Genomic DNA, 24,367 nt, shown 5'->3' with positions numbered 1-24,367 from the left:
TAGCTCTTATGAAGCACTTTGTCAACACATTAATCCTTACATTTCTTTCTTTTCAACTTTATTCCCAAATCCCTGATACATTTCAATGGCTTCCCGACGGAGCGGGCTATCGCGACGTAACCGAGCAGGGAATTGTTGAAACTGCACTGCCATCCCGACAAGAAAAGGTGATCGTTGCGCAGGATTTGCTTAAAAAAGCGAACGGGTCGCCCATAGAAATCAGAAGTTATACCATTAGCCAGGCCGGTGATAAAGTGTTGATATACACCAACTCAAAGCGTGTATGGCGCTATCAGACGCGTGGTGATTACTGGGTTTTTGATGTTGCCGGTAAGACGCTGAAACAACTTGGAAAAGGATTGCCCGAATCTTCGTTAATGTTTGCTAAATTCTCTCCCGACGGAAAGAAAGCAGCTTATGTAAGCAAGCATAATGTGTATGCAGAGGACATTCAAAGTGGTGAAATAAAACAACTTACAACCGACGGAACGGATCGCGTCATTAACGGCACATTCGATTGGGCTTATGAAGAGGAATTCGATTGCCGCGATGGATTTCGTTGGAGCGGAGACAGCAAATCCATTGCTTACTGGCAGCTGGATGCGCGGAAGATCCGTAATTTCCTGATGATCAACACCACAGATTCAATTTATTCATTTAATGTTCCTGTTGAATATCCAAAAGTGGGTGAAACACCTTCTCCGTACAAAATCGGTGTTGTGGACATTACAAGTGCGCAGACCAAATGGATGAACATTCCCGGAGATCCGCAAAATACTTATGTGCCCAGAATGGAATGGTCGGGCATGCCTAATGAACTGGTTATCCAGCAATTGAACCGCAAGCAAAACGAAAGCACGCTGCTATACATCAACACAACCGACGGCAGCGCAACACCATTTTACACTGAAAAAGACGCTGCCTGGATCGATATAAAAAGCCGTTGGGAGAACGATCCGATGGGCTGGGACTGGATTAACAATGGCAAGGAATTTCTTTGGGTAAGCGAAAAAGACGGCTGGCGTCACACTTATCGCATAAGCCGTGATGGAAAAAAGGAGACATTAGTCACAATCGGAAATTTTGATATGATCAACCCCGTGCGGATCGATGAAAAAAGCAATGCATACTATTTCACGGCATCGCCAGACAATGCTACGCAGGCCTATCTGTACAGAATTTCGTTGGATGGTAAAGGTAAGCCGGAGCGTTTAACGCCTGCAAATCAATCCGGAACGCACAGTTATGAGATTTCGCCGGGAGGAAAATTTGCGAGACATCAGTTTTCCAACGCTAAAACCGCACCATTGCAGGAGTGGATATCTCTACCTAAACATGTTTCAATAGACCCGGCAAACTCGATAGCCCAATCAGCCGACAAGATCAATGCCGCCAAGCTGAACATTGAATTTTTCAAGGTTAAAACAGAAGAAGGAATTGAAATCGACGCCTGGATGGTGAAGCCAACGAACTTTGATCCGGCCAAGAAATATCCGATTGTGTTCATGGTTTACGGCGAGCCTGCGGGAAGCACGGTGAAAGACACCTATGGAACGGGGCGCAACCGATTATATTCAGGAAGCATGGCGGATGACGGTTACATTTACGCATCTGTCGATAACCGCGGGACGCCATCCCCGAAAGGAGCCGCCTGGCGCAAAGCCATTTACAAGAACATCGGTACAATCAACATTAAGGATATCGACGGCGCGGCGACGGCCATGTTCAAGCAATATGCATTCATTGACACCAGTCGTGTTGCTGTGCATGGATGGAGCGGGGGCGGTTCTTCTACATTGAATTTGTTATTCCAATATCCGCAGCATTTCAAAACAGGCATCGCCGTTGCTGCTGTGGCGAATCAGCTTACTTATGATAACATTTACCAGGAGCGTTACATGGGCGTTCCGCAGGAGAACCGCGAAGATTTTGTAAAAGGCTCGCCGATCACCCACGCTAAAAATCTTCGGGGAAATTTGCTTTACATTCATGGAACAGGCGACGACAATGTGCATTATCAAAATGCCGAAATGCTTGTGAATGAGTTAATTAAAAATGACAAAGTATTTCAATTCATGCCTTATCCCAACCGTTCGCACGGAATTTCGGAGGGCGAGGGAACATCCCGGCATTTAAGAAGCTTATTCACCGATTATCTTAAAAAGAATTGCCCTCCGGGAGCAAGATAATGTTGACCTGTAAAATATAAGTTTAGCCAGATGAAATACTTTTTTTGTATGATATCAGCGCTGACACTGTCTGTCGGCGCTGTAAACGCACAATTGAGCGAAGGAACAAAAGTTGGCGTAGCAACAGGAAAAGGGCTTAACGCCGACAGGTCCGGTGTTTTCTGGACGTCACCGACGGAGTCCTCTAATGTGGTTGGCGACTTTTACATTGATTCGTTGTGGCATGAAGGGTCTGTAAAACTCAACGCGCCTGTTACTCAGTTTGGGGGCCTGGAATCCGACAGTCTTTCAGGCATAACCATTCGCTATAATGTCCTGAACGACGAGCTGGAAGTGCTGGCTAACAAAAATGACGTGCGGGTGATCAAAGCCAGCTATCTGAAGAGCTTTGAAGCCAAAAATAATGGAAACGCGCAGCGTTTTGTTAGCATTAAGTCTCTCATTCCAAATACGGATCTTAAAGGCATGTGCGAAGTACTCAGTTCTGGAAAACTCACATTAGTAAAACACTACAAACCAAAAATCACCAAACCGAACTACAACCCAGGCTTCGGAACCGGGCAGAAAAACACAATCGTGCGGTTGGATAGCGATTATTATGTTATCTCAAACGGCAAATCAGAGAAGTTTAATGCTGGTAAGAAGTCGCTTTTAGCATTGATGGGTGATAAAGGAAAGGAGATCGAAAGCTACTTAAAAGAAAACAAGGCCACCTTGAAGAGCGACCTTGTTTTGAAAAACGTATTTGATTTTTATAACAGGAACTCGACCGTCAACTAACTTGTCATGCTGAGCGGAGTCGAAGCACGCTACTCCCCAGCAACGTGCTTCGGCTCCGCTCAGCATGACAAGTTGAATGACGTAAGCATGACAATGCTACTTCCCATACAATTTCTTCCCAGCCGCTTCATACTTGTCGCCGACGCTCCATTGCGGCGCCAGCTTCCTGTCAGCGATCAGTCGCGTTGCATATGTATAAGCCTGACTAAATTTTAGCAGATAGTTGAAATCAATCGTCTCCGGATTATCGGAAACCTGGTGGTAATTTTTCATGATATCGCCGTTGAATTCCTTAAAACCAGGCGTGAATGTTGGAGCGGGGATTCCTTCTTTGGCAAAATTTACATTATCAGATCTGTCAAATAAGCCTTGCTCTGGTGAAGGATCGGCAAAAACGCCGAAACCGAATGCCTTACAGGCCATTTCAATTTCAGCCCGGGCGCCCGTTCTTTCCAGTCCCATTACCGAAACAATGGTGGTGTCATTATAGCCAGCGCCGTCGGAATTCATATTAAAAATGCATTTGTTTAATGGCAGCAGCGGGTGAGCGGCGTAATATTTGCTTCCCAGCAAGCCAACTTCTTCGCCTGTCAAAGCGACGATTAAAACAGAGCGTTTTGGCGGATTTTTAGACAACGCCTCAGCCGCAGTCAGCAGCGCAACTGTTCCAAATGCATTATCCCGCGCCCCATTGAAAATACTATCCTCCGCCGTAAATGGTTGTCCGCCCTGCTTGCCCACGCCAACGTGGTCATAATGAGCGCTTAAAAGCACATATTCTTGTTTCAATTTCGGATCTGAGCCAGGAATGTAGCCTACAACATTATAACTTCCGACAATTTGCGATTTCCTCCCAGCCGTTTTGAATTCCACTTCCTTAACAGCGCGCAAGGCACGTGCGTACCTGGCTTCTTTGCCATTAACCCAGGCATGAGGAATAGACTTAGCTGCGGCACCATCCGTTTCTACCAACGCCAGTTTTTCTCCACCAAATGATTTGCTAACCACATTCCATGGAATCGGCGCATTGAAAAGTTCAATGATCGCAATGGCACCCTTATCCATCGCTATTTTCCGCTTTTCATTGGAAGTATTGATGATTTCGCGTGGAGTTTGCGTCTCTGCCGTGCCGCTTTCCACGAGCACGATCTTACCTTTTACATCCAGGCCCTTATAATCATCCTGGTTTTTGGCCGCATTTTCCAGACCAAAACTAGCATAGACGATCGGCGCTTTCACGCTCATAGCTTCGCCATTCATCAGGAGCCAGTCTTCTCCACTTTTCATGATTTCGGCATCCGCAATAATCTCCCCGCTACCATTCGAGCCCATTTTCTCGAAAGGAACACTCTGGAAATAAGTAGCATTATTAGTCCCGTTTCCAGGAACCGGAACCACACCCAGCTTGCGAAACTGCTCGGCAATGTATCGGGCCGCAACCAGATTTCCCTGCTCCCCGGTCCGCCTGCCCAACAACTCATCCGCCGCCAAAAACCGCATATGCGCCTCGGTATCAGATTTTTTTATTTGGAATTCGGGTAAGGAATTGGTTTTCTTTTGGGAGAAGGCAGGCAGCGACGCCGCACTTCCCAGACAGAGCGCGTATAAAATTATTTTTTTCATGGGCGGGATTTATTGTTTTATCAGCTTGGAAGATAGTGATTATCCATTCAAAATCACCGCGGCTTCCTTGGCAAAGTACGTCAATATGCATTTGGCGCCGGCTCGGCGGATGCTGGTTAGGACTTCCATCATGGCGCGGTCGCCGTCGAGCCAGCCATTTGCGGCGGCGGCTTTGATCATGGCGTATTCGCCGGAAACGTTGTAGGCTGCGATGGGAATGTCGAAATTTTCGTCCAAAAGCCGGATAATATCGAGATAAGATAATGCGGGCTTAACCATCAGCATATCAGCACCTTCTTCAAAATCCAGCTGCGCTTCCAGTAATGCTTCCCGCTTGTTGGCGGGGTTCATCTGATAGGTTTTTTTGTCCCCAAATTTAGGAGCGGATTCCAATGCATCACGGAATGGACCGTAGAATGCGCTGGCATATTTAGCCGAATATGACATAATGCTTACATCTGTAAATCCATGATCGTCAAGATGTTTGCGGATGTATCCAACGCGCCCGTCCATCATATCACTTGGCCCCAGGATGTCGGCGCCAGCTTTTGCCTGTGCCAGCGACATATTACCCAGGATTTCGAGCGTGGCATCATTCAGGATCTTCCCATTTTCAACCAGTCCGTCGTGGCCGTCCGAACTGTAAGGATCCATGGCAACGTCCGTCATGATCACCAGTTCAGGAAATTTTTCCTTAACGGCGGTGATCGCTTTGAGGTAGAATGTATGCTCACGGTAACTTTCAGAGGCGAATCTGTCCTTTTTACTTTCCGCATAATTGGGGAAAAGATCAATGGCGCGGATGCCCAGATCTGTGACTTCTTTCAGCTCTTCAAGCAAATTATCCAGCGAAAAGCGATGAATTCCGGGCATGGATTTCACCTCTATTTTGAGGTTAGAACCTTCCTGAACGAACATTGGATAAATAAAATCAGAAACCTGAAGCGTCGTTTCCTGAACCAAATCCCTGATTCCGGCAGATTTTCTATTGCGTCGTGGGCGACGGGCTAAATTGATCATGATTGGCTTGCGGCGATCAGCGGTTGCTGTCGGCTTTTTTACTGTTGTACTAAGTAAAGAACCACGCGGAAAATGTTAGAGTTTCCCTGCGAAAACGTTTTTTGAAATTTCTTCACCCAAAATCCAATGACAGCCTTACCCAACCATTAGTTTAAAACCTTCACCGTGCAGGTTCATGATTTGAATAGAAGTGTCCTCACGCAGATATTTTCGCAATTTGGTAATGTAAACATCCATACTGCGCGCATTGAAATAGGAATCATCACCCCAAATCATTTTCAAGGCAAAGCTTCGGCTGATCGGCTGATTGAGGTTTTGGCAAAAAAGTTTGAGCAATTCGGATTCCTTGCTTGTCAGTCTCACCGATTTATCGTTGGCAGAAAGCTGCTGATGGCTGTAATCAAACGAATATTGACCTACCTGATATATTTTTGCTTCTTCTTGATTATCAGGCTGTTTTTTATAGCGCCGAAGGATGGCTTCAATGCGAAGCAGCAGTTCTTCGCGATCAAAAGGCTTGGTAACATAGTCATCAGCGCCCACCCGAAAACCCTGCATGGTGTCTTCCTTCATGGATTTTGCAGTCAGAAAGATGATCGGCACATCGCGACCGCTCATGCGCACTTCTTTGGCAAGTGAAAATCCGTCCTTTTTCGGCATCATTACGTCGAAAATACAGAGATCATATGTTTTGTCAACAAATGATTGCCAGCCTTTTTGCCCATCAGTAGCTAAATCGGTAGGAAAGCCTTTATCTATCAAATATTCCTGAAGTAAAGATCCCAGGTTGGCATCGTCCTCGACGAGTAAAAGATTAGGCATGGGAAAGGATAATTAAATTATGTTTGCAAGATAATATTGATATACCTTCTTAACTCATAAAAAATGTTAAAATTCCTATTTTGGATCATTGGAATCATCGCGGTTCTGGGCATTATTTACATGGTCGGCCCGAGAGTTCCGGAGGCAAATCTTACGCCTGTTTTACCCTCGGTAACATCCGATTTAGCTGCATTGGAGAAGGAGGTGATCAGCACCGAGAAGGCAACGCCGGGTCTGAAACCCGACAACGAAGCGCGCATTATCTGGGCTGATTCGTCCAAAAAGCAAAAAACAACATACAGTTTCGTTTACATTCATGGCTTTGGGGCGAGCTGGGCGGAAGGCGATCCGATCCATAAAGACCTTGCAAAAAAATACGGTGCTAACCTTTACCTGGCGCGTATGCACGATGCCGGTATCAGCGATACGAGCGCTTTGGAAGACCTTACTCCGGCCAATTTTATGGCAGGCGCACAACGTGCATTAGCCATCGGTAAAGTGCTGGGCGACAGTGTAATTGTCATAGGGACGTCGGCAGGTGCCCTGTTAACAACTTACTTAGCCGCTACACATCCTGAAATCAAAGGCGTTGTCCTTTATTCGCCATGTTTTGAAGTGGCAAATCCGACATTGAAACTGATAACGCGTCCCTGGGGCAAGCAGATTTTGCATTCGGCAATCGGTGAATACAACCGGACGAAAGATACAATTCCTGAGCGCGCACAATTTTGGTTGCAAGGTTATCATACCAATGGCCTGATCACATTACAGCAAATGATGGATGCGATTGCGCGGCCGGAAGTTTTCGCACAGGTTAAGATGCCCATTTTTGTGGGTTATTATTACAAAAATGAAGAGGAGCAGGACAAAGTCGTTTCTGTAAAAGCCATTGAAAAAATGTTTCCGGAGCTGGGCACACCCGATGACCAGAAAGTTTTGAAAGCATTTCCTGAAAGCGGCGACCACGTGATTGCGTCGCGGTTACGGTCCAGAGACTTAAAAAGTGTATATGAGGCCACAGATTCGTTTTTTCAACAAAAGCTGCACCTTAAACCAGTAGAAAATAGCGTTTTACAGCCTTGATTTCATGGCTTTGAAAATGCGGATGCAGCAAAGAATCTGGTTTAGCAAGCCAAAAATGCTTTACTTTGCCGCCTTAAACGGACTATCCTAATTAATCAATTATAAAAGGAAAACATGGCTTACGGTTTATTAAAAGGAAAAAGGGGAATTATCTCAGGCGCATTGGACGAAAATTCGATTGCCTGGAAAGTAGCACTGAAAGCAAAAGAAGAAGGAGCCACATTTACATTAACAAACGCGCCGATCGCCATGCGAATGGGTGCTATTAATGATCTGGCCAAACAATGCGACGCACAGATTATTCCCGCCGATGCCACTTCTGTCGAGGATATCGAAAATCTTTATACACAATCCATGGAGATCCTGGGCGGAAAAGTTGACTTCGTCCTGCATTCGATCGGGATGTCTGTCAATGTTCGTAAGGGTAAGTCATATGGTGATTTGAACTACGAATGGTTTCAGAAAGGCATTGATATTTCGGCGATATCGCTGCATAAATTTCTTCAGGTTGGCGAAAAACTGGACGCGATCAATGATTGGGGATCGGTTGTAGCATTATCCTACATTGCAGCGCAGCGCACATACTCTTTTTACAACGATATGGCAGAAGCGAAAGCCATGTTGGAAAGCATTGCGCGCAGCTATGGTTACCGTTACGGAAAAGCTAAAAATGTGCGAGTTAACACCATTTCCCAGTCTCCTACCAAGACAAAAGCAGGTTCAGGAATCGAAGGATTTGACGCTTTTTATGACTTTGCAGAGAAAATGAGCCCGTTAGGCAATGCAACAGCCGACGATTGCGCTAATTACGCGATCACATTGTTCTCCGACCTGACACGCTTTGTTACAATGCAAAACCTGTATCACGACGGTGGTTATTCTTCAACAGGGATCTCTGAGGAACTGGTTACTATGATCCAGAATCAGCACAAATAGTATTTACTGGAATAAAATTTTGAAACCCTTCAAGGCACACGTTTTGAAGGGTTTCTGTTTTTGTATAAAATAATACAACCAAACCTCCGTTTCGCGTTGTGTAATATTTGTGAACCAGTTAGTTTCGCTAAATAAATTGACCCTATGGATTTTAAGGTAAAAAAGTCTTTAATGCTTCACTGGAAGCTGATTATGCTTTCCATCACAATGCTTTCGCTTGCATCTTGCGGAGGAGACAAAGAAGAAGAAAAACCCGCAGTAGCCGATGCGCCGGTTTATACATTGGTTTTTTTGGATAAAACACAAAGTGTGCACGTCGACAAACAATATGTCAACGACAAATATCGCCAGACGTTAACGGACATTATCGAGACTAACATGAAGAATAAGGGCGATAAGCTGGAAGTTTACTTTATCCATGAAAACACTTCCAAAGCACGCGCATTATCTCTGACCGTCAGAAGTGAAAAGGACAATATGGAAGGTTCAAACGCCACGGACCGTGAAGGAATCGAAACTGCGTTTCAGCTTTCGTTACAAAAGGAAAAAAGCATTTACCTAAGGCAATTGCTTGCTAAGCTAAACCAGCAGAACACAGGCGCTTCTAATCTTTCAACCGATATCTGGGCTAGTTTGCCTGTTATTGCCAAAGCTGGCGAAAGCGGTTCGGAAGTGAAAGTGTATTATTTCAGTGATATGATTGAAAGTGTGAAAGGCGCGAATCGCCGGGATTTTCACATTAGGCCTCCGCAAGACGATTCACAAGCGGAAAAAGACGCGAAAGAAGATGTTAAGCAGCTGGAAAAATACGCAATCGGATCACCACAGGTAACCATTGTTTCCCCATTCGAAGCCACAGCATCCACCAAAGAAAATAATCCGCATGTAACGCATTACTGGCAAACATTATTTCAGGAATTGGGTGGGGTAAGCGTAGAGGAACTTTGAGTTTTATAATAGATTTTGAAGTGCTTTCAAGTTTTCTGCTTCACTAAAGATAGCAACGACAGGAATTTTAAACCCGTTAATAACAAAGCTTTCAACAAAGCCTTGTGAAGATTTTAATATAAGAACATACTCTCCTTCCACAAGATGATATTGTTCAATGGTATGGTTTTGAGGATCAACTATCCAATATTCTTCGACTTTGTGGGCTTGGTAATCGATGAATTTGATTATTCTATTCGACAATTGTGTAGAAGGGCCAAGTACTTCAACTACTAAGTTTGGAGGGGGGAGGACTGGTAATGTCTCGATGGAAAATATCTTATCTTTACGATAAAAGCTTATATTTGGCTGATAGCAATTTCTTCCAAAAGCAACCATTGTATTAAACACTAGGAAGTTCGTTGAAATATCAGTTATGAATTCATCCAGCAACCTGCCAAGCATCAAGCAAACTTCTTCCTGCAAAGCGGATAACGAAATAGGTATAATAGAACCATTGATGAATTCGCTCCTTTTTCCACTTAGATTATTAATGTAAAAGTTAGAAAGCAAAAGTTGTTCTTCTCTTAAAACACTAGTAACTTTTTCGATGAGCAAATAGACATCGGGTTGCGCAAGCAGCGTAGCAAGTGCATCTTCTCTTAATTCCTTGTAAGTTTGGTTCATATTTTTTAAGGTTTAATAGTGGTGTTTCACCCAGCCCAATTCTCCCGATCCAGGCTCCGGTATTGAATAGCCTCGGCCAGATGTTGTACTTGAATGTCGGCGCTTCCGGCGAGGTCGGCGATGGTTCGGGATACTTTAAGGATGCGGTCGTAAGCGCGGGCGGAGAGGCCGAGGCGTTCCATTGCGGTGCGTAGGAGAGCTTTTCCGGGATCGCTGATCTGGCAGATTTCCTTTACCATTTCCGGCGACATCATGGCGTTGGAATAGATCTCTTTACTGTTCTTAAATCGCTCCGTCTGCATATCCCGCGCTTTAATGACACGCGTCCGGATCTGCTCGCTGCTTTCAGATTTTCGGGTAGAAGCTATCTGGTCAAACGATACAGGCGTGACTTCAACATGCAGGTCTATGCGATCCAAAAGTGGCCCGCTAATCTTATTCAAATACTTCTGCACTACTCCCTGACCGCAAACACATTGCTTTTCGGGATGGTTATAGTAACCACAAGGGCACGGATTCATGCTCGCAATGAGCATAAAATTGGCTGGGAATTCAACGGTCATTTTCGCCCTTGAAATGGTTACCCTTCGCTCTTCCAGCGGCTGCCGCATTACTTCCAACACCGAACGTTTGAACTCAGGCAGCTCATCCAGAAAAAGCACACCGTTGTGGGCGAGGGAAATTTCTCCGGGCTGCGGAAAGCTCCCGCCGCCCACCAGCGCGACATCGCTAATGGAATGATGCGGTGCCCGAAATGGCCGTCGCGAAACAAGCGTGGCCCTTTTGCCTAACTTTCCCGCCACAGAATGGATCTTTGTAGTTTCCAATGCTTCCGGCAGGCTTAATGGTGGCAAAATACTTGGAATGCGCTTTGCTAACATTGTTTTTCCAGCTCCCGGCGGACCGATCATAATCGCATTGTGCCCGCCAGCAGCAGTGATCTCCAAAGCCCGTTTGATATTTTCCTGTCCCTGAACATGCTCGAAATCAGCATCATACTCATTCTGGGAAGTGAAAAATAAATCGCGTGTATCCACGACGATGGGCTGAACATCGGATTTGCCCTCGAAGAAAGCGATGGCGTCCGTGAGCGTTTCTACCGGAATAACATCAATGTTATTGACAATTGCAGCTTCATGCGCATTTTCGGCAGGGAGCACAAAACCTTTGTAACCCTGTTTGCGCGCTTCAATCGCGATGGGTAAAACGCCCTTAATCGGTCGTAAAATCCCGTCCAGCGAAAGTTCTCCGAGGATAATATAGTCTTCGAGATTGTGTTGGCAATTCAGCTGTTCTGAGGATTGGAGCACGCAGAGTGCAATGGGAAGGTCATACGCGGAGCCTTCTTTCCGAATGTCGGCAGGGGCGAGATTAACCACCAATTTTTGCCGCGGCATTTTGTAGCCGTAATATTTGAGCGAGGCCTCAACACGCTGCTGGCTTTCCTTCACAGAACTATCGGCCAGCCCGACCATATAAAAGCCCATTCCCTGGGCTACATTTACTTCAATCGTAGTGATTGTCGCATCCACGCCGTAAACGGCACTTCCGTAAGTTTTAGCAAGCATGTGTGTGTAATTTTAATTTCAGCAAAAATGCCTATTTTATCGACAAATTCAATCCTATTCCCATGAAAAACTTCTTCCTGTTATTGCTATTTCTGGTTACGATTACGACTCCGGGATTCCCGCAAAAAGCCACTCAGTCATTGAAAGGAAAGATCATCTGCATTGATCCGGGGCATGGAGGAACGGCATTGACAGACAGTTACCGCGTAGGCCCGTCAGGTGAGCGTGAAGAGTGGGTTAATCTCAGGGTAGGGTTGCTTCTTCAAAAAATGTTGGAAGAAAAAGGTGCGAAGGTGATTATGACGCGAACGGAGGATAAGGTGGTTACTTTACCCGAAAGGGCCAAACTTGCTGTTGATAATAAGGCCGACGTTTTTGTGTCCATACATCATAATGCAACAGCGGATTCCTCCGTGAATTTTCCCATTATTTATTTCCATGGAAATGCATCGGAGAATGTTGCCAGTGTCGACTTGGGAAAGGAACTTGCGTCGCGCCTATTAACCTATTTACACAAGCCGGATTCACCTGTTTCGCTGGTTTCGGATTTTACCGTTTTTGCAACATCGGGGGCTTCTGTTTTGAGAAATACTTATGGAATTCCAGCGATTCTCGCCGAGGCCTCGTTTTTCACAAATGCTAACGAAGAGCAGAAGTTGAAACAGGAGACGCACAACCGCAATGAAGCAAAAGCTTACACGGAAGCATTGGATGCATTTTTTGCTAGTCCAGCCACGAACATTACAGCAAAAAATTCCAAAGTGCAAGCAATCCCGCCGTTCTCTGTATTTCAGGAAGCAGAGCGAATGACGCCGATTGCAAAGCGTTGGAAGCAGGATTATCTGGATGCTGAGCGCCTGATGACCAAAAACGATACGGCATCATTAAGTGCAGCTTATGATCTCTTTACAAGATCTGCCCGGTCATTTCCCGATTCTCCTGTCGCGGCACAATGTCATGCAAACCGCGCTAAAATCTTAGAGTTACAAGGTAAAAAAACGGAAGCAAGTCAGGAAGCACAACGCGTCGAAGAGTATTACGTAAAGCTTCGTAAATAGTTAATTGGCTGTTATTCAACAACTGCGGAAACACAAATGTACGTTGGAATGATTCCGGTCGCCCTTATACGAACCTCGGCGTCTTCTGCCTGCGTATTGCCTGTTAAGACAAGTGCCGTGTCCAGACCAAATTTATTACCGCCCAATATATCCGTATGCAATGTGTCGCCGACCATCAAGATGTTCTGCTTGCTGACATCCGGATAATTTTTGATATGCTGATATGCAAAGATAAACATTTGAGGATCAGGCTTTCCGAAGCGAATGAACTGTCTGCCGATCGTGTCTTCGATCATTTTTGCCAGTGCGCCAACTGCAATGGACAAGCGGCTTTTGGAAGCCGGGTAAGTTTTGTCTGTATTGGCCACGATAACCGGAATGTTGCGCTTGCGAAGCAAATTCAATGTTTTTGTCAAATCCGTATTCCAGTCAAAACCTTCGTCGTCCAGGAAAACCAATGCATTCACATCATTCACTGAATTAAGGTCCAGTTCCCTGATCGAAAGCGTTTTAAGGTCTGTTGATCCAATATAATGTGCGGAATTATCCGTTCCAAGATACGCCACGACGCCTTTTCTCACTTTTAATTCGAGATATTCCCTTGCCAGCATTCCGGAAGAAATGATGCGGTCAGGCGTCACGTCGTTTATTCCCAATTTCACATAGGATTCGGCCAACTGTTCCGGGCTGCGGGAGGCGTCGTTGGTAACCACATAAAAATCTTTGTTAGTTTCCCGCAGATAAGCAAATGTGTTCTCAATGCCTGGAATAAGGCCATTATATGTTTTTAAAACGCCAAAAGCGTCGAAGAAGATTACTTCATATTTTGATATTACAGACTTAAAATTGTCGAGGATCATTCTTGCTGGTGTCTTAGGAGTGAATAAAATGAGAGCGAAATTCGGCTATAAATTAAGCGCCCTCAGGATTTTGTCTTCGTCAAAGCCGTCGATCGAAGGAAAATAAAGTTCGTATGCTTCCTTCTGTAATTTGGTACAATAGGCCCGGTGGAAGAAGTATTTCCCGTATTTGATAACATAATTCAAAATAAAAAACCGGTAAGCTTCCTTCATAAACCGGACTTCGTTGATAGTGAGCGGATAGACCTGGTGGTATTCTTTGAGGAAAATCATAAACCGGTCTTCCATCAATGGCCCCAGGAGATAGCTAAAAACCGTCCTGTCACCCACATTGGAACAAACACGGGCGAAAAAATAGAAATCCATAATCCTGGAAGAAACGCGGAACCAGTCATAATCCCATCGGGAATACAGCTTCAAATCATCCGTAACCGAGAAATTTCCAATGTTCCAGTCGACGAAAACGGGCATTTTATCGAATGAGCTTACATTAAGGCGCTGGATATTCTTCATGAAAATATCACATTGTCTTTTTAAAAGCTGGATATAACCGCGGTGTTCATATTGTCCCGTGTCCGAATCCAGAATTTCCAGTAAATGCTGAATGTCCGTACGCAAGTTTTTGGACGATTTTGGAATAGACTTTCCAGCACGGAGACAAGCCAGGTGAAATTTAGCAGTTTCGTTGCCTAACTTCTTGATCTGTTCTTCATTAAGTCTTTTTGGAAGCCGGTTCATTGCCCGGATCGGGTTATAGAAAACGACCCACGTATCCACAAAATCTTCCTGATAACGATATGTATAAACCTGGTTATTCTTGACGAGCGACCTGGCAAGCACATTTTCAAACGGGTAAAGCAAATTATTGGCAAGCGCCTGAATGATCCTGTGATCCTCTTTGAAATGCTCGTATTTGCCGAAATAGGAGAGCTTGGCAACAACAATATCATCATTATCCAGCGTCACACGAAATACGTGGTTCGTTGACACTTTGGCACTTATATCTTCTACAAACTTAACTCCAATAGAATTATCAAACCCTGCCCAGGCCTTCCGGATAATTTCAGGATAATCTTTTAAACGCATTTATAATGTATTTGGGCACTGCAAAATGTTGATGCTAGGCTCTTTAAAAGCTCAATTCGGTGTCAAAGTTAGCAACTTCGCGGAAGCGGACACGAGGCATATATCGAAACTTTGAATAATTTTGCAGGTCCATTTTACCTTATACATTTTGTTTTTCTACTTCTCCCGTTTCCTGGTCCGATTAGCGCTGCCCATTTATTTAAAAAAGCTGTGTGTGCAAGGCTTCGAAAAGCTGCATAAGGGGCCGCTGCTCATTGCTTCCAATCATTCAGGCTCTTTTTTTGATGCTGTTGTAATAGGTTCGATTTTAAGGCATCCTATTCATACGCTCACACGTGGTGATGTTTTCAAGAAAAAGACCGCGGCGTTTTGGCTTCGGCAGATTAAGCTGATCCCGGTTTTCAGAGGTTCGGAAGGTCGTCAGCATGTCAAGAACCATGATGTTACTGTGCAGGAAAGCCATGATGCCATGAAAGGTGGTGGTGCTGTTGTTGTTTTTTCAGAAGGAATTTGCGTGAATGAGTGGCGGCTGCGTCCATTGGGAAAGGGAACGGCAAGAATGGCTTACCAGACCTGGTATGGCAATGATCCGCTCAAAAATATGGCTGTTGTGCCCACAGGTGTAAACTACGAACATTTTCGTGGACCGGGAAAAAGGGTTTCCTTGCGCTTTGGAGAGGCTATTTTAATTGACGATATCAAAACCGATCCGGAAGAATATGAAAAATGGCTACGCGAGTTCAATGAGATTTTGGAGCGGAAAATGAGTGCCGAGGTTTGGTCCATACCGGCAGAAATTTCAAAAGAAGAGCGCACACAGCGATTGAATGCATTGTTTAGTGATTGTGCTGTTCCTCTGAAGCGCAATGCATTTCAAAAAGCCATCGGGTGGCTTGGCCGAACAATTCACAGGCCGATATATAATCTTTTTGAGGAAAAAACAGCCAAACTTACCGCCAGAACCGTTTTTTACGACTCGGTGTTGTTTGGAATGTTAATGTATTTGTATCCTGTAATCGTTGTTTTGCTGTCGGTTATTATCGGCGCCATTGCTGGTTGGCAAGCAGGATTAGCATTATTTTTTGCATTGCCAATTTTGGCCTGGTTTGGAAGCCGTTATTAGTCTTTAACCCGGCTCAGACCCATTAATTTCAGCATCCAATCTGGCAGCGGCTTTTGATGCTTCCTTTTCTGAATGTCCAGGAACCAGCCAATTTTCTTTAAAATAGGCAATTTGTGCGTTTCCACCAGTTCGATCAATGTGCCGTCCGGGTCTTCCAGATAAGCAAAACGACCCGCAGCGGACTCCATGCCGAATGACCTTTCGCTGTCTATTGTGAAGGGATATCCCTGTGATTGCAGTTTGGATTTCAATGTGTCCATATCGATCGTGTCGAAGCACAAATGGATAAAGCCGCAATCGCCCCAAAACCGGTTTTCAAATATCTTTTTAGGCGTTCGATCGAGTGCCTGCACAAGCTCTATCTGAACATTGCCAAGCAGCCGGCTGAATGCACCGTGCGGCGTAAATTTCTTTCTTAATAAAACTCTTCTGAAACGCTGCCCTTTGATGGAAGCCGGAATGTCTTCAAAAACGCCTGATTCGTCGTAAACAACTTCCAGCGGTTGAAGCAGATTTTCATAAAAAACGAGCGATTCATCCATGTTCGAGACGCCCACTACAACGCCTGCAACGCCACCAACTGGTTTTCCCGTTTTCTGAAACCAGGTTTCGTCACTCGTAATCTGAAATGTGTTTCCATAAGGATCATTAGCCCAAAACCCTTCACCTTCCGGCAAAGCAACCAACGGTCCAACGGCTTCTTTGGACTGGCTTTTTAACCATTCATGCGCTTTTCTAACGTCAGGTGCTTTGAAGCGAATCGCATTGATGCCCAGGTCTCCGATTTCAACTTTGAAATTCGCGGGTTGGGATTTTCTGCTCGTAAATGACCAGATTTCCAATCCGCCGCCGCCAGCCAGATTAATGGCCAGAACGGCATGTCTTTGATGCACCTGCCCGCCCGTATATGGCGTCATCAGCGGCGCTTCGGCCTTTTCATCAAACACCGGAACATCGAAACCCAGCATCTTGCGATACCATTTCCATGCGTCGGGAACATTTTGAACACCAATTCCTACCTGTTGAATTCCTGAAATCAGCGGAGCACTCATGCGTTAAAATTATGATTAGTTAAAGGCTTGACATTTAGATTCCGGGGTTAAGCGGACGGCAATTTTACAAAATAAAACGCAAACGAGGCAGCGGAACACGCAATTGCGGTGAAAATGTGGAGTTGTCGTAAATTTTCTTGGAATACAAAACTTAAATGATTACTAGGGAAACATAATAATTCATATCTTTAAAAGAGATTTCCAGAATATTATTTCTAAAAACCTGGATATCAACGCATCCATTATGGTGCATTCATCGTATGTGTTATGAGCGCTGTCTCACAAAATAGTAGAATGAACGAGTCTGTAGTTATTGCCCCAATTGGTGAAAGTTTAAGTGGATTTTTAAGTTCGTCCGAGTATTCCAAAGTATTTTTAATTACGGATAATAATACCAAAAAGCATTGTTATCCTCATTTAAAGGCGATTTTGCCAGGACACAGCATTGTAAATGTCCCCAGCGGAGAATCGAATAAATTGTTGTCGACCTGTGAAAAAATATGGGATGCGATGACAAAGGAAGCGCTGGACCGACATGCATTGGTGATCAATATTGGCGGTGGAGTGATTGGCGATATGGGCGGTTTTTGTGCGGCAGTTTACAAACGTGGAATAGATTTTATACAAGTGCCGACAACGTTGCTTTCGCAGGTCGATGCGAGTGTTGGAGGTAAGTTGGGTATTGATTTCCAGGGCTTTAAGAATCATTTGGGCGTTTTTACATTACCCAAGAGCGTGCTGATCGACCCTGTTTTTTTACAGACTTTGCCGGAAAGAGAAATACGTTCCGGATTTGCAGAAATTATCAAACATTGCCTGATCGCGGATGCGGCAAAGTGGGAGGAGATCAGACAAAAGGATTTTGAAGAACAAAACTGGACAGATCTGATTGCGCATTCAGTAAAGATTAAGCAAGCAGTTGTATATCAGGACCCTACGGAAAAAGGATTGCGTAAAATTTTGAATTTCGGACACACACTCGGGCATGCAGTTGAAACTTGTTTTTTGAATAAGCCTGCCAACCAAAGATTGTTTCACGGAGAAGCGATTGCAGTTGGAATGATCATGGAAAGTTATCTTTCTTTTTCAAGAAAAATGATTGACCAGCAGACGCTTACAAACGTTGAAGAGTTCCTGTTCGCAACATATGGGAAGGTGAACATTAAGGCAGAGGATATTGAGCAAATCATCGCCCTGACACGTCAGGACAAGAAAAACAAAGGAAAGGAAGTGCGGTTTTCATTGCTAAAAGGAGCAGGGCAATGTGATTTTGATATAGTGGTTTCTGCTTCTGAAATGCGTAAATCAATAGCTTATTATTTGGGATAGTTTTAAAAGATATCTGGCGTAAGTTATTGGTTTTAATGGATTTGTATAAATACATTCTTGATATATATTATTCATAACCTGACAAATTAAATGCTTATGCTAAGGTCAATTTTTACTTATGCCGCTTTACTCCTAGTTATTATTATAGCGGGCTGTTCCAGTGGTCGGAAAGTGTTTGTGGAGCACGACTACAGTTACGAAACCAATTTCAAGGACTATTCTTCCTATACTTTTCTGGAATGTGAGCGTGACACCAATAATCTCTGTACCGAGATTTACGAGGCGATTCGACGTCAAATGCAAGTGAGAGGCTACAAACTCACAGCTGAAAAGCCAACATTACTGGTTAATTACGGTATTTTTTACGATAACCTGCGTTATCAGGGATATATGCAGCCCGTTATCAAAAACTGGGTTGATACTGAAAACGACGGTTTCCGTTATGAACCCATCAAATACGCCTTAGATAAAGGAACACTCATCGTTTCACTCATCGACGCTGAAAGTGACCAGGTCGTATGGAGAGGCTACGCTTCCGGAATTTTCAAAGGTGTCGAAAACTCCAATAACCATTATAGGAGCGTTGTAAGAAGGATTTTTGACCAATATCCGCTGTTCGCGAAGGGTTATGACCCGAGGAGATATAGTGAGGCAGTAGGGCGTTAACCATCCTTGTCACACTGAGCGGACTGGGCCGCCGGGCGGTCGAAGTGCAAGTACATCGTGCAAGCACTTCGACCGCCCGGCGGCCCAGTCCGCTCAGTGTGACAAGCGAAGAGCTTGTCTATCGCAGCTTCAACGTCGCCAGCGTCAGAATCGCCAAAATAATCCCTACAATCCAGAATCTCGTTACAATCTTCGATTCGTGGATTCCTTTTTTCTGGTAATGGTGGTGCAATGGCGACATTAGGAGGACCCTTCGACCTTCGCCGTATTTACGTTTGGTATATTTAAAATAGCTGACCTGGACGATTACGGAGAGGTTTTCGGCAATAAAAATCCCGCACATAAAGGGAATAAGCCATTCTTTACGGATAGCCAATGCGATGACGGCAATTACACCGCCCAGCATTAAACTTCCAGTGTCGCCCATGAAAACCTGGGCGGGATACGCATTATACCAGAGAAATCCGACGCAGGCGCCTATAAATGCCGCACAGAATATCACGAGCTCACCTGAGTTCGGGATATACATGATGTTCAGATACTGCGAGAACTTTGTGTTTCCCGACAAATATGCCAAAACGCCCAATGTGAGCGCAATGATCCCCGAAACACCTGCTGCGAGGCCGTCGATCCCGTCGGTAATGTTAGCCCCGTTGGAAACGGCGGTGATGATAAATATGGCAATGATTGTGTAAATAACCCAGGTGTATTCTTCTGGTAACCAGCCGAATAACAGTGCCTTGTAATCGAATTCGTTGTTTTTTATGAACGGAATTGTGGTTACTGTCGGGTGAATAATATCGCGGTATCGCTGGATTTCTCCCAAATTAGAGCTCAATAATGGCTGCTCGTAAATTCTGATTCTGACATTATCGTTAAAAGAAAGCGTAAGGCCTACAATCACGCCTAGTCCAACTTGTCCTACAATCTTAAAGCGCCCGTGAAGGCCGTCTTTGTTGTTTTTAAATTTCTTCAAATAGTCATCGACAAACCCGATCAGTCCGGTCCAAAGCGCTGTAATAATGAGCAGGACAATGTAAACATTACTCAGTTTTGCAAAAAGCAGCACGGGAATGAGCAATGACGCCAGAATAATGAAACCGCCCATTGTCGGCGTTCCGGCCTTTTCCATCTGACCAGCCAATCCCAAATCCCGGATCGTCTCGCCCATTTGCTTTTTCCTCAGATAATTTATGATCGTTTTTCCGTAAGTCGCTGCGATAAACAGGGACAAAACCGTGGAGCCTAGTGCCCTGAAAGAAATGTATTGAAAAACACCCGCTCCCGGGATATTGAAGTGCTTGTCGAGATAATCGAATAAGTAATAGAGCATGAATAATGTATTGGGGATGACTTTGCAAAGTTGCTTCTTTTCAAAGACTACGCAAAAAGGCATTTGTGATTTTTACCTCCGATATCAGGAATTACGCTTTGCAAAAGCTTCAAGCAGAACCTCCTTATCATCGAAATGATGCTTCACGCCTTTTATTTCCTGATAATTTTCATGGCCTTTACCTGCAATTAAAATAATGTCATCCGGATTTGCTTCTTCAAAAGCCCTGTTAATGGCCTCGTGCCGATCTTCAATGACGGAAGTCTTTTTATAATCCAATGGCGGAACTCCTTTTCGCATTTGTTCCAAAATATCCATAGGATCTTCGTAACGCGGATTATCGGACGTAAGAATGACCCGGTTACTGTATTTGCAGGCAATTGCAGCCATCTTCGGGCGTTTTTCGGCATCGCGATTTCCCCCGCAACCCACAACCGTGATCACATTTTCATTGCCGCTTCGTAAATGGTTGATCGTTTCCAACACATTCTCCAGCGCGTCCGGCGTATGCGCGTAATCCACAATGCCTACAATATTATCAGCTGAATGAAATTGTTCAAAACGTCCGGGAGGGCTTTTCAGGTTGGAAAGTTCGGTAAGGACTGACTCCGGTTTTTCGCCCAACAAAACCGCCGCACCATAAACCGAAAGCAAATTATAAGCATTAAACCGCCCAATCACCCGAAACCAGACTTCCTGCATATTGATGTCCATATGCATGCCGGCGAGGGTATCGGAAATAATTTTTCCTTTGAAAGTGGCCAGTGTCTGCAGCGAATAGGTTTCCACTTTGGCTTTTGTATTCTGGACCATCACAGCGCCACGGCGATCGTCTAAATTAACGAGCGCGAAGGCCGTTTTCGGAAGCTGGTCGAAAAAACCTTTTTTGGCCTTGATATAGTTATCAAATGTCTTGTGGAAATCGAGATGATCGTGGGTAATGTTGGTAAAAATGCCTCCTGCGAAGTGCAGGCCGGCAATACGGTGTTGCGCAACGGCATGTGAGCTCACTTCCATAAACACGTGGCTGCAATTTTTTTTCTGCATTTGAGACAATAACTGGTTCAATGCGACTGCATCCGGCGTGGTGTGAGTGGAAGGGATCACTTCGTCTTCAACCTGGTTTTGAACAGTTGAAATTAAACCGCAGCGATAACCTAATGCCCGGAAAAGCTGGAATAGGAATGTTGCGACGGACGTTTTGCCATTGGTGCCCGTTACACCTACCAATGTGAGTTTTTGTGAAGGATTTTCATAAAAAGCAGCGGCGATAAGCCCCATCGCTTCCGCCGAATCCCCAACCTGAATGTAAGTAACATTGTCACTTAATTTTTCGGGCAGCTCTTCGCAAAGAATAGCTGTTGCGCCAAGCTCTGTTGCAGTGCCAATGTATTGATGCCCATCTGTTTGCGTTCCCCTGAGGGCTACGAACAAGCTTCCAGGCAGAACTTTTCTGGAATCCAGAATAATGCTATTTATTGTGACTATATCAGAGCCGGTAACATTGGCTCCGGCAACGCCAATCAGGATATCGCTTAAAATTTTTTCTGGGGTGCTCTCCATGAAGGAATTACTGTAATGTTAATAGGATCGTTTTGTTGCCCGCGGCATTGGTCCCGGGCGGCAATGACTGCTCCACCACTTTGCCGGAACCTTTAAATGTGACATTGAATCCTTTATTTTCCAAAATATACAAGGCATCACGCATCGCTAATCCTTGCAGATCAGGCACATCTTTCGAACTCATACTGCGCGATTGCCAGTTGGTTTTTCCCTTTTTAAGGAGCGAGCCTGCGGCATATTCTGCATTTCCGGGAACGGGGGTTAATTTCAATTCCTTACTAATAATTTGCAGATCAGCAGATCTTCCGGCCCATTTTACATCCTTCGAAACTTCGGGCAATGAATCTTTGATCGGTTTTTGAATGCTTACGTCATATGCATAAATCCGGTCGGCCACCTCTTTGAAAACCGGTGCCGCAACACTTCCTGCATATAATGTGTAATTAGCTCCCTCGCCCTGCGGCGTGTCGATGATCACGATCGCGCTGTATTTTGGCTTATCGGCAGGGAAATAGCCTGCAAACGAAGTATAATATTTTCCTGGTGTATAAATGCCATTGATCAGTTTCTGTGCCGTTCCGGTCTTTCCGGCGATCTGGTAAAGTTCGGAGCTGATGTTTTTGGCAGAACCGGCTTTCACAACGCCTTCCAGCATTTTCTTCACTTTCTGAATTGTTTCGGGAGAGGCAATCGGCTTATCTTCAACATATGGCGGGATTTTATCTTCAACGCCTTCCGCGTTCCTGATCTCGCGAACGATCATTGGCCTTACCCAGTAACCGTCATTTGCAACAGCATTATAAAGCGCCAATGTTTGCAGCGGCGTCATCGACATTTCGTAGCCGTAAGACATAAATGTTAGCGAATAGGCACTCCATTGCTTGGAAGTCCGGTCTTTAATGTAAGGAGGCTTTTCTCCCTTCATATGAATGCCAGTCGGCGTGGTCAGGTGAAATTTCTTCAGATAGGAAAGATATGCGTCTGGTTTTGAGAAGAAATAGCGCTGCATGAGCAAATGAACGCCAATGTTGGATGACTTTTCAAAAACCTGCGTTGCCGTCAGAACACCGTGACCGCCTCTTTTGGAATCATTAATAGAAGTCCCGCGGAACCGGACCGAACCTGCGCCTGTATTGACCGTGATTTGGTCGGGGTTCATTTTGGTCTCTTCCAAAAGCGCCATCATGGTCGGCAGCTTGAATGTTGAGCCTGGATCTGCCCCGCCGGCAACGGCATAATTGAAAACTTCTTCGTATTTGCCCTCGCCGCGTTTCGTCAAATTGGCCATTGCCCTGATTTCACCAGTCGCCACTTCCATAATGATCACACAGCCGTAATTGGCTCTGCTTTCAATGAGTTTTCTGCGCAAAGCAATTTCGGCTCTGTCCTGAAAGTTCATATCCAATGTGGTGTAAACATCCCTTCCCGCTTCGGGCTGCACATTCAGCGCGTCGCCTACCGGAATTTTCATTCCACCCTCTACCAATTCGACCCAGCCTATTCCCGCTTTTCCTTCCAGATTTTTGTCAAAACTCGATTCCAGACCAATGTAGCCGCGTCCGCTTTTGGGATCAATGCCGCCAATGGTCCTGTCCGCCATCGGGCTGAATGGTTTATAGCGTTTGTAAATCGTTTCAAATTTACCCCCGCCACCTTTTCTGCTTTTTACAAAAAACGGCCATTTCTTAACCTTTTCACGATCCAGGTGGCTGATCTGACGCGATTTTAGCCTTAGATATCTTTTGTTTTTACTCACCCGATAGCGCATGATCTTATTCTTGTAACCTGCCGCCGTATTTTCTCCAAAGCTTTTAGCAAGCAAAGAAGCGAGCTCGTCAATGTTATTTTTGAAATAAGCCGAATCCGCCACTTTGGTATCGAGCCCTACATAATAATAGGGCAGCGAAGTCGCCAGCAACCGGTCGTCATTGGAGTAAATGTTCCCGCGCATGGCCGGGATCGTATCAATTTTAAGGTCATTTTTGGCAGAATATTCCGCCCAGGTTTTGCCTTTGAATTCATCATAATACTGTACGCGGATCAGTTTCCCAAAAACCGCAATGGCCAGTAAAAACAAAAGCCAGCCCACGGTCCGGGCGCGGGCAATCAGCGCTTTCTTATTGTTCTGACCGCTTTCAACGTCGTTCTTCATGACCTTCTTAGAAGAAAATTGAGCTTATAATGATTGAGTATTTTTCAAATGTCAGCATCGACTAATCGTCTTCTTCCGACTTGATAATGATCTTTTTGGGAGGGATAAGGTTTTCTTCGAGACCTTCGGCCTTTACTTTTTCAATGATCACCGACTGCAACCCGCTTTTCATGTATTCGGCATGAATAGACGTGTATTCGGCCCGCAAATCATCCACTTCTTTTTTGAGCTTAATGCTGTTCCGAACATATTGTTCCGATTGAAAACCAATGCGTTCATAAGCCACGAGCAGAATCACAATCCAGCCAAAATAATAGAAATATTTAACCGGAAGGCGTTCCTCCTTACCAGGCGCTTTTTCGCCAAAAACTTTGTCCAGCGGCAAAAACTTATTCAGCCAGTTGAACAAATGATATTCCCGCTTGCGCTTCGCAGGCTTTGGAGGCTTAGGCGGAATGGGTTTAGGTCTTCTTTTGTTTTCCGACATTTCTCAAGTGGGATATTTAAAAA

General features: G+C 44.9%; 21 protein-coding genes. 9 read left to right on the top strand and 12 right to left on the bottom strand.

Annotated features, from left to right (window positions below):
* Positions 1-8: 8 nt before the first annotated feature.
* Both B5X68_RS21370 and B5X68_RS21365 read left to right on the top strand, forming a co-directional pair.
* Complete coding sequence (locus B5X68_RS21370) at positions 9-2,189, top strand: S9 family peptidase (protein ID WP_082216793.1); 2,181 nt, start codon at positions 9-11, stop codon at positions 2,187-2,189.
* Positions 2,190-2,237: 48 nt separating this feature from the next.
* Positions 2,238-2,969 carry a hypothetical protein gene (locus B5X68_RS21365; protein ID WP_212568028.1) on the top strand — a complete coding sequence of 244 codons (732 nt, stop codon included), beginning with the start codon at positions 2,238-2,240 and terminating at the stop codon, positions 2,967-2,969.
* Positions 2,970-3,065: 96 nt separating this feature from the next.
* On the opposite strand, the gene B5X68_RS21360 is transcribed toward B5X68_RS21365, so the two are convergent.
* From B5X68_RS21360 to B5X68_RS21350, 3 genes are all read right to left on the bottom strand, one after another.
* Positions 3,066-4,592: a M20/M25/M40 family metallo-hydrolase gene (locus B5X68_RS21360; RefSeq protein ID WP_082216792.1), complete on the bottom strand. Its 1,527-nt coding sequence runs from the start codon at positions 4,590-4,592 to the stop codon at positions 3,066-3,068.
* Between the two features lie 39 nt (positions 4,593-4,631).
* On the bottom strand, positions 4,632-5,612 hold the full coding sequence (gene hemB, locus B5X68_RS21355) for a porphobilinogen synthase (protein ID WP_170916698.1): 981 nt from the start codon (positions 5,610-5,612) through the stop codon (positions 4,632-4,634).
* Between the two features lie 135 nt (positions 5,613-5,747).
* On the bottom strand, positions 5,748-6,434 hold the full coding sequence (locus B5X68_RS21350) for a response regulator transcription factor (protein ID WP_082216791.1): 687 nt from the start codon (positions 6,432-6,434) through the stop codon (positions 5,748-5,750).
* Between the two features lie 63 nt (positions 6,435-6,497).
* On the opposite strand from B5X68_RS21350, the gene B5X68_RS21345 reads away from it, so the two are divergent.
* The 3 genes from B5X68_RS21345 to B5X68_RS21335 all read left to right on the top strand — a co-directional run bounded on the left by B5X68_RS21345 (position 6,498) and on the right by B5X68_RS21335 (position 9,401).
* Complete coding sequence (locus tag B5X68_RS21345; protein WP_082216790.1) at positions 6,498-7,517, top strand: alpha/beta hydrolase; 1,020 nt, start codon at positions 6,498-6,500, stop codon at positions 7,515-7,517.
* Between the two features lie 114 nt (positions 7,518-7,631).
* Complete coding sequence (locus B5X68_RS21340) at positions 7,632-8,453, top strand: enoyl-ACP reductase FabI (RefSeq protein ID WP_082216789.1); 822 nt, start codon at positions 7,632-7,634, stop codon at positions 8,451-8,453.
* Positions 8,454-8,645: 192 nt separating this feature from the next.
* Entirely contained in the window at positions 8,646-9,401 is a 756-nt protein-coding gene (locus tag B5X68_RS21335) for a hypothetical protein (protein ID WP_229208518.1), read from the top strand.
* Positions 9,402-9,404: 3 nt separating this feature from the next.
* On the opposite strand, the gene B5X68_RS21330 is transcribed toward B5X68_RS21335, so the two are convergent.
* Together B5X68_RS21330 and B5X68_RS21325 are read right to left on the bottom strand one after the other, a co-directional pair.
* A complete protein-coding gene (locus B5X68_RS21330) occupies positions 9,405-10,067 on the bottom strand; it encodes a Uma2 family endonuclease (protein ID WP_082216788.1) in 663 nt (220 codons plus the stop codon).
* Between the two features lie 26 nt (positions 10,068-10,093).
* A complete protein-coding gene (locus B5X68_RS21325) occupies positions 10,094-11,635 on the bottom strand; it encodes a YifB family Mg chelatase-like AAA ATPase (protein WP_082216787.1) in 1,542 nt (513 codons plus the stop codon).
* A 62-nt stretch (positions 11,636-11,697) separates the two neighbouring features.
* Between B5X68_RS21325 and B5X68_RS21320 the strand changes: the two genes are divergently transcribed.
* Entirely contained in the window at positions 11,698-12,693 is a 996-nt protein-coding gene (locus B5X68_RS21320) for an N-acetylmuramoyl-L-alanine amidase family protein (protein WP_082216897.1), read from the top strand.
* 11 nt (positions 12,694-12,704) lie between these two features.
* Here the strand turns inward: B5X68_RS21320 and B5X68_RS21315 are convergent, their stop codons facing one another.
* Both B5X68_RS21315 and B5X68_RS21310 read right to left on the bottom strand, forming a co-directional pair.
* Positions 12,705-13,553, bottom strand: coding sequence for a TIGR01459 family HAD-type hydrolase (locus B5X68_RS21315; protein ID WP_082216786.1), 849 nt, complete (start codon positions 13,551-13,553; stop codon positions 12,705-12,707).
* A gap of 45 nt (positions 13,554-13,598) precedes the next feature.
* Positions 13,599-14,639 carry an aminoglycoside phosphotransferase/kinase family protein gene (locus tag B5X68_RS21310; RefSeq protein WP_082216785.1) on the bottom strand — a complete coding sequence of 347 codons (1,041 nt, stop codon included), beginning with the start codon at positions 14,637-14,639 and terminating at the stop codon, positions 13,599-13,601.
* Between the two features lie 214 nt (positions 14,640-14,853).
* Between B5X68_RS21310 and B5X68_RS21305 the strand changes: the two genes are divergently transcribed.
* Entirely contained in the window at positions 14,854-15,762 is a 909-nt protein-coding gene (locus tag B5X68_RS21305; RefSeq protein WP_229208512.1) for a 1-acyl-sn-glycerol-3-phosphate acyltransferase, read from the top strand.
* On the opposite strand, the gene B5X68_RS21300 is transcribed toward B5X68_RS21305, so the two are convergent.
* Positions 15,759-16,814 carry a VOC family protein gene (locus B5X68_RS21300; protein ID WP_082216783.1) on the bottom strand — a complete coding sequence of 352 codons (1,056 nt, stop codon included), beginning with the start codon at positions 16,812-16,814 and terminating at the stop codon, positions 15,759-15,761. The two genes, B5X68_RS21305 and B5X68_RS21300, sit on opposite strands and share 4 nt — an antisense overlap.
* Before the next feature lie 294 nt (positions 16,815-17,108).
* On the opposite strand from B5X68_RS21300, the gene aroB reads away from it, so the two are divergent.
* On the top strand, positions 17,109-18,143 hold the full coding sequence (gene aroB / locus B5X68_RS21295) for a 3-dehydroquinate synthase (RefSeq protein WP_082216782.1): 1,035 nt from the start codon (positions 17,109-17,111) through the stop codon (positions 18,141-18,143).
* A gap of 90 nt (positions 18,144-18,233) precedes the next feature.
* Positions 18,234-18,809, top strand: a complete 576-nt coding sequence (locus tag B5X68_RS21290) for a DUF4136 domain-containing protein (RefSeq protein WP_082216781.1) — start codon at positions 18,234-18,236, stop codon at positions 18,807-18,809.
* A gap of 118 nt (positions 18,810-18,927) precedes the next feature.
* On the opposite strand, the gene mraY is transcribed toward B5X68_RS21290, so the two are convergent.
* The 4 genes from mraY to B5X68_RS21270 all read right to left on the bottom strand — a co-directional run bounded on the left by mraY (position 18,928) and on the right by B5X68_RS21270 (position 24,344).
* Positions 18,928-20,142, bottom strand: a complete 1,215-nt coding sequence (mraY, locus tag B5X68_RS21285; RefSeq protein WP_082216780.1) for a phospho-N-acetylmuramoyl-pentapeptide-transferase — start codon at positions 20,140-20,142, stop codon at positions 18,928-18,930.
* 84 nt (positions 20,143-20,226) lie between these two features.
* The gene (locus B5X68_RS21280) at positions 20,227-21,705 is read right to left on the bottom strand and encodes a UDP-N-acetylmuramoyl-L-alanyl-D-glutamate--2,6-diaminopimelate ligase (protein WP_082216779.1); all 1,479 of its coding nucleotides are present in this window, start codon (positions 21,703-21,705) and stop codon (positions 20,227-20,229) included.
* A 7-nt stretch (positions 21,706-21,712) separates the two neighbouring features.
* Complete coding sequence (locus B5X68_RS21275; RefSeq protein WP_082216778.1) at positions 21,713-23,857, bottom strand: PASTA domain-containing penicillin-binding protein; 2,145 nt, start codon at positions 23,855-23,857, stop codon at positions 21,713-21,715.
* Positions 23,858-23,918: 61 nt separating this feature from the next.
* Positions 23,919-24,344, bottom strand: coding sequence for an FtsL-like putative cell division protein (locus B5X68_RS21270; protein WP_082216777.1), 426 nt, complete (start codon positions 24,342-24,344; stop codon positions 23,919-23,921).
* Positions 24,345-24,367 lie beyond the last annotated feature (23 nt).

Origin of the sequence: Dyadobacter psychrophilus, from assembly GCF_900167945.1 — a bacterium.
Classification (GTDB): Bacteria; Bacteroidota; Bacteroidia; order Cytophagales; family Spirosomataceae; genus Dyadobacter; species Dyadobacter psychrophilus.
This window is presented reverse-complemented; position numbering and strand designations above follow the sequence as displayed.

Bases quoted from the DNA above. Each gene is read 5' to 3' on its own strand.
- B5X68_RS21370 (WP_082216793.1), top strand. From the start codon at position 9: ATGAAGCACTTTGTCAACACATTAATCCTTACATTTCTTTCTTTTCAA.
- B5X68_RS21365 (WP_212568028.1), top strand. From the start codon at position 2,238: ATGATATCAGCGCTGACACTGTCTGTCGGCGCTGTAAACGCACAATTG.
- B5X68_RS21360 (WP_082216792.1), bottom strand. From the start codon at position 4,592: ATGAAAAAAATAATTTTATACGCGCTCTGTCTGGGAAGTGCGGCGTCG.
- hemB (WP_170916698.1), bottom strand. From the start codon at position 5,612: ATGATCAATTTAGCCCGTCGCCCACGACGCAATAGAAAATCTGCCGGA.
- B5X68_RS21350 (WP_082216791.1), bottom strand. From the start codon at position 6,434: ATGCCTAATCTTTTACTCGTCGAGGACGATGCCAACCTGGGATCTTTA.
- B5X68_RS21345 (WP_082216790.1), top strand. From the start codon at position 6,498: ATGTTAAAATTCCTATTTTGGATCATTGGAATCATCGCGGTTCTGGGC.
- B5X68_RS21340 (WP_082216789.1), top strand. From the start codon at position 7,632: ATGGCTTACGGTTTATTAAAAGGAAAAAGGGGAATTATCTCAGGCGCA.
- B5X68_RS21335 (WP_229208518.1), top strand. From the start codon at position 8,646: ATGCTTTCCATCACAATGCTTTCGCTTGCATCTTGCGGAGGAGACAAA.
- B5X68_RS21330 (WP_082216788.1), bottom strand. From the start codon at position 10,067: ATGAACCAAACTTACAAGGAATTAAGAGAAGATGCACTTGCTACGCTG.
- B5X68_RS21325 (WP_082216787.1), bottom strand. From the start codon at position 11,635: ATGCTTGCTAAAACTTACGGAAGTGCCGTTTACGGCGTGGATGCGACA.
- B5X68_RS21320 (WP_082216897.1), top strand. From the start codon at position 11,698: ATGAAAAACTTCTTCCTGTTATTGCTATTTCTGGTTACGATTACGACT.
- B5X68_RS21315 (WP_082216786.1), bottom strand. From the start codon at position 13,553: ATGATCCTCGACAATTTTAAGTCTGTAATATCAAAATATGAAGTAATC.
- B5X68_RS21310 (WP_082216785.1), bottom strand. From the start codon at position 14,639: ATGCGTTTAAAAGATTATCCTGAAATTATCCGGAAGGCCTGGGCAGGG.
- B5X68_RS21300 (WP_082216783.1), bottom strand. From the start codon at position 16,814: ATGAGTGCTCCGCTGATTTCAGGAATTCAACAGGTAGGAATTGGTGTT.
- aroB (WP_082216782.1), top strand. From the start codon at position 17,109: ATGAACGAGTCTGTAGTTATTGCCCCAATTGGTGAAAGTTTAAGTGGA.
- B5X68_RS21290 (WP_082216781.1), top strand. From the start codon at position 18,234: ATGCTTATGCTAAGGTCAATTTTTACTTATGCCGCTTTACTCCTAGTT.
- mraY (WP_082216780.1), bottom strand. From the start codon at position 20,142: ATGCTCTATTACTTATTCGATTATCTCGACAAGCACTTCAATATCCCG.
- B5X68_RS21280 (WP_082216779.1), bottom strand. From the start codon at position 21,705: ATGGAGAGCACCCCAGAAAAAATTTTAAGCGATATCCTGATTGGCGTT.
- B5X68_RS21275 (WP_082216778.1), bottom strand. From the start codon at position 23,857: ATGAAGAACGACGTTGAAAGCGGTCAGAACAATAAGAAAGCGCTGATT.
- B5X68_RS21270 (WP_082216777.1), bottom strand. From the start codon at position 24,344: ATGTCGGAAAACAAAAGAAGACCTAAACCCATTCCGCCTAAGCCTCCA.